Source organism: Streptomyces alkaliphilus, from assembly GCF_014141535.1.
GTDB lineage: Bacteria > Actinomycetota > Actinomycetes > Streptomycetales > Streptomycetaceae > Streptomyces > Streptomyces alkaliphilus.
This window is the reverse complement of the sequence record NZ_VKHT01000375.1, coordinates 1-4,620: the sequence shown is the minus strand read 5'-3', so window position 1 is coordinate 4,620 and position 4,620 is coordinate 1. Positions and strand designations below refer to the sequence as shown.

Sequence of the window (4,620 nt, the reverse complement as noted above, 5' to 3'; positions counted from 1 at the left end):
GCTTTTCGGTAGCGGGTTTGGGCTCCATGCGCCGGGGGATTTCCCCTGGTGACGGCGGAGCGGACGACCACCGGAGGCCCGGCTCGGGCCCCCGGGAGCCCCGCCGGAGGCCCTCCCGGACCCCGGGACGGCCCTCACGACCCCCTCGCGACAGGGGGAAGTGTTCGATTACGGAGTCGGCGGGCGCCGATGTCCACAGTTTTCGACCGTCCGCTCCGTCCACATCCCGGGGATGTCCCGTCTCCGCCCACAGGGCGTCCACAGCGAAGCGTTGAATCAACGGTTCACGCAGCTCATCGGCCCGGGGACATGTGAATCCGGGTTTTCCACAGACTGTGGATTCATCAGGGGATCGTCGGCGCCCCGATGCTCCGTCCACCGCTTCCGGGCGCCGACCCACAGGAAACCGGAGTTGTGCACAGGCTGTCCACAGGCCTGTCCACTGTTCGGTAACACAACGACGACTTTCACCGTCGGGAGTGAATCAGCTCACAGCGGTCGTCCGCCGTGCCTGTTGAGAACCACGAGAAACCCGGGGACAGAGCTGTCGATAACCCGGGGACTCCCGGGGACGGAGTGTGGACATCCGACCGCTGTCCACAGAGACCCCCTGTCCGTCCCCGGGACCGTCCCCGGGCCCCGGGGACAAAAAATCGCTTCCGGCCTGCGAAAACGAGGTTGTCCACGGTTTCCACAGCCCCTACTACTACGACCGTAGAGATACACCGGGAAACTCGGCTCGAAGCAGGGGCTGTGCACAAGCCGGCCGATCGGGGCCCGTCCCCTCCCGTCCCGACTTGACGAGCGGCGGTCCGGGATGTCGGCCCGGTGCGTCAGACTGGAGCCCTGCACCAGACCGGCCGGCAACCACAGGAGGCGGCGGAAGTGAAGATCCGGGTGGAACGCGATGTGCTCGCGGAGGCGGTGGCGTGGGCTGCCCGCAGCCTTCCGGCCCGGCCTCCGGTGCCGGTGCTGGCCGGTCTGCTGTTGAAGGCCGAGGAGGGCAGCCTGAGCCTCTCCGGCTTCGACTACGAGGTCTCGGCCCGGGTCTCGGTGGAGGCCGAGGTCGAGGAGGAGGGCACCGTCCTGGTCTCCGGTCGGCTGCTGGCGGACATCTGTCGCGCCCTGCCCAACCGTCCGGTGGAGCTGTCCACCGAAGGCGTGCGGGTCAGCCTGGTCTGCGGCTCCTCCCGCTTCACCCTCCACACCCTGCCGGTGGAGGAGTACCCGTCGCTGCCGCAGATGCCGACGGCCACCGGCACCGTCCCCGCCGAGATCTTCGCCTCCGCGGTCTCCCAGGTGGCCATCGCCGCCGGGCGCGACGACACCCTCCCGGTGCTCACCGGTGTGCGGGTGGAGATCGAGGGCGACACCGTCACCCTGGCCTCCACCGACCGCTACCGCTTCGCGGTCCGCGAGTTCCTCTGGAAGCCGGAGAGCCCGGACACCTCGGCGGTCGCCCTGGTACCGGCGAAGACCCTGCTGGAGACCGCCAAGTCGCTGGCCGGTGGCGACGTGGTCTCCATCGCCCTGGCCGGCTCGGGATCCGGCGAGGGGCTGATCGGCTTCGAGGGCGCCGGTCGGCGCACCACCACCCGGTTGCTCGAGGGCGACCTGCCCAAGTACCGCACCCTCTTCCCCACCGAGTTCAACTCCGTGGCCGTGATCGAGACGCCCCCCTTCGTGGAGGCGGTCAAGCGCGTGGCGCTGGTCGCCGAGCGCAACACCCCGGTGCGGTTGAGCTTCGAGCAGGGCGTGCTCACCCTGGAGGCGGGTTCCAGCGACGACGCACAGGCTGTGGAAAGGCTGGACATCCAGCTGGAGGGCGAGGACATCTCCATCGCCTTCAACCCGGCGTTCCTGCTGGAGGGCCTGAGCGCGATCGACTCCCCGGTCGCCCAGTTGTCCTTCACCACCTCCACCAAGCCGGCGCTGCTCAGCGGCCGGCCGGCGGTCGACGCCGAGGCCGACGACTCCTACAAGTACCTGATCATGCCGGTGCGGCTCAGCGGCTGAGCCGTCCACCCGTCGGCCCGCCCGTGCCCGTCGGGTGAGCCGCGGCGTAGGCTCGGACCCCGGGGCCCCGGCCCCTCCGCAGCACACCGGCAGACAGTAGAAAGGCGTCCTCGATGCAGCTCGGTCTCATCGGTCTCGGCAAGATGGGCGGCAACATGCGCGAGCGCATCCGCCGCGCCGGCCACACCGTCGTCGGGTACGACCGCAACGCCGACCTCGCCGATGTCCACAGCCTCAAGGAACTGGTGCAGGCGCTGGAGGCACCGCGCGTGGTGTGGGTGATGGTCCCGGCCGGTGACGCCACCCACGAGACGATCACCGCGCTCGGTGAGCTGCTCTCGCCGGGCGACGTCGTGGTGGACGGCGGCAACTCCCGCTGGACCGACGACGAGCTGCACGCCGTGCAGCTGGCCGAGCGCGGCATCGGCTTCGTGGACTGCGGTGTCTCCGGCGGTGTCTGGGGCCTGGAGAACGGCTACGCCCTGATGTACGGCGGCGAGGCCGAACACGTCGAGCGGGTGCAGCCGATCTTCGACGCCCTGCGTCCGGTGGGTGACTTCGGCTCCGTGCACGCGGGGAAGGTCGGTGCCGGCCACTTCGCGAAGATGGTCCACAACGGCATCGAGTACGCGATGATGCAGGCGTTCGCCGAGGGCTGGGAGCTGCTGGAGGCCGCCGACCCGGTGACGGACGTGCGCGAGGTCTTCCGGGCCTGGCAGGAGGGCACCGTCATCCGTTCCTGGCTGCTGGACCTCGCGGTCCGGGCGCTGGACGACGACGAGCACCTGGTCGGTCTGCGCGGTTACGCCGCCGACTCCGGCGAGGGTCGATGGACGGTCGAGGCGGCGATCGACCACGCGGTGCCGCTGCCCGCCATCACCGCCTCGCTCTTCGCCCGTTTCTCCTCCCGCCAGGTGGACTCCCCGCAGATGAAGATGATCGCCGCGCTGCGCAACCAGTTCGGCGGTCACGCGGTGGAGGCCACCGACGGCAAGGCCGGCCCGATCGAGAAGTGAGGCGGGGCGCCCCGGGCCGGACGCCTCGCGTCCCGGTCCGCGGCGCCGGCCCGACAGCCGCCGGCGCGGGATCGCGCGGGCGGGTGGGAACGGTTGACGACGAGCCCGCCGGCGTCGTCCCCGCCGGGGGGACGCCGGCGGGCGGCGGCGAGAGGAGGCCGGATCACGATGCGGGTCACCCACCTGTCGTTGGCCGACTTCCGGTCCTACGTCCGGGCGGAGCTCGCGCTGGACCCCGGTGTCTCGGTCTTCGTCGGCCCCAACGGCCAGGGCAAGACCAATCTCGTCGAGGCGGTCGGTTACCTCGCCACCCTCGGCAGCCATCGGGCCGCCTCCGACGCCCCGCTGGTGCGGGCCGGCGCCGAGCGGGCCGTCATCCGGGCGGCGGTGGTGGAGGGGGAGCGGCAGCAGACCGTCGAACTCGAGCTGAACCCCGGCCGCGCCAATCGGGCGCGGATCAACCGTTCGGACCGGGTCCGGCCGCGCGACGCCCTGGGGATCGTCCGCACGGTGCTCTTCGCCCCGGAGGACCTGGCCCTGGTCAAGGGCGACCCGGGGGAGCGACGGCGCTTCCTGGACGAACTGGTCACCGCGCGGGCGCCCCGGCTGGCGGGGGTGCGGGCGGACTACGAGCGGGTGCTGCGCCAGCGCAACACCCTGTTGAAGTCGGCGGCGATGGCCCGGCGGCACGGTGGGCGCCGGATGGACCTCTCCACTCTCGACGTGTGGGACGGCCACCTGGCCCGGGTCGGGGCCGAGCTGATGGACCGCCGGTTGGCGCTGGTGGAACTGCTGGGTCCGGTCGCGGACAAGGCGTACGAGCAGGTCGCGCCGGGCGGGGGGCCGGTCTTTCCGGAGTACCGCTGCTCGGCGTCCCCGGAGGGCGGTCCGCCACCGGTGACCGGTCCGGAGCTGGTGGGGTGGTTGGCGGAGGCCCTGGCGGAGGCCCGACCCCGCGAGGTCGAGCGGGGCATGACCCTGGTGGGTCCGCACCGTGACGACCTGGCGTTGCGCCTGGGTGCGTTGCCCGCGCGCGGGTACGCCAGTCACGGCGAGTCCTGGTCGCTGGCGCTGGCGCTGCGGCTGGCCTCGTACGGCGTGCTGCGGGAGGAGGGCCCGGAGCCGGTGCTGGTCCTGGACGACGTCTTCGCGGAGTTGGACGCGCGCCGGCGGGAGCGGCTGGCGGAGTTGGTGGCCCCGGGGGAGCAGGTGTTGGTGACGGCGGCGGTGGCGGAGGACGTGCCGGCGGTGTTGCGCGGGACCCGGTACGCGGTCTCGGGAGGGAACGTGGAACGTGTCGGCGGATGAGGCGGGCGGCTCGGGCTCGGCGGGAGCGGGCGGCGGCCCGGACCGGCCGGCGCCGGCCGAGCCGACCGGGGTGGACCTGGCCCGGGTGGCGCTGCGCGCGGCCCGGCAGCGGGCGCGGGAGCGCGGTGTGCCGGAACGGCAGGGCAGGCCCCGACGGGCCGGCGTCCGGTCGGGGGCGCGCCCCGGGGGCCGGGACCCGCTGCCCTTGGGCGCGGCGCTGGACCGGCTGACCTCGGAGCGCGGCTGGGAGATGCCGCTGGCGGTCGGCGGGGTGTGGGGG

Annotated in this window: 3 protein-coding genes and 1 pseudogene; all 4 read left to right on the top strand. The window is 72.6% G+C overall.

The genetic code is table 11. The annotated features are described in order from the left end of the window. Nucleotides 1–885 precede the first annotated feature (885 nt). The gene (dnaN, locus tag FNQ90_RS13290) at nt 886–2,016 is read left to right on the top strand and encodes a DNA polymerase III subunit beta (protein ID WP_182606571.1); all 1,131 of its coding nucleotides are present in this window, start codon (nt 886–888) and stop codon (nt 2,014–2,016) included. 113 nt (nt 2,017–2,129) lie between these two features. Continuing rightward, the gene (gene gnd / locus FNQ90_RS13285) at nt 2,130–3,032 is read left to right on the top strand and encodes a phosphogluconate dehydrogenase (NAD(+)-dependent, decarboxylating) (RefSeq protein WP_182606570.1); all 903 of its coding nucleotides are present in this window, start codon (nt 2,130–2,132) and stop codon (nt 3,030–3,032) included. A gap of 168 nt (nt 3,033–3,200) precedes the next feature. Continuing rightward, on the top strand, nt 3,201–4,340 hold the full coding sequence (gene recF / locus FNQ90_RS13280) for a DNA replication/repair protein RecF (protein WP_182606569.1): 1,140 nt from the start codon (nt 3,201–3,203) through the stop codon (nt 4,338–4,340). Further along, a pseudogene (locus tag FNQ90_RS13275) lies at nt 4,327–4,620 on the top strand (DUF721 domain-containing protein); the annotation flags it as partial. The gene recF and the pseudogene FNQ90_RS13275, both read left to right, overlap by 14 nt.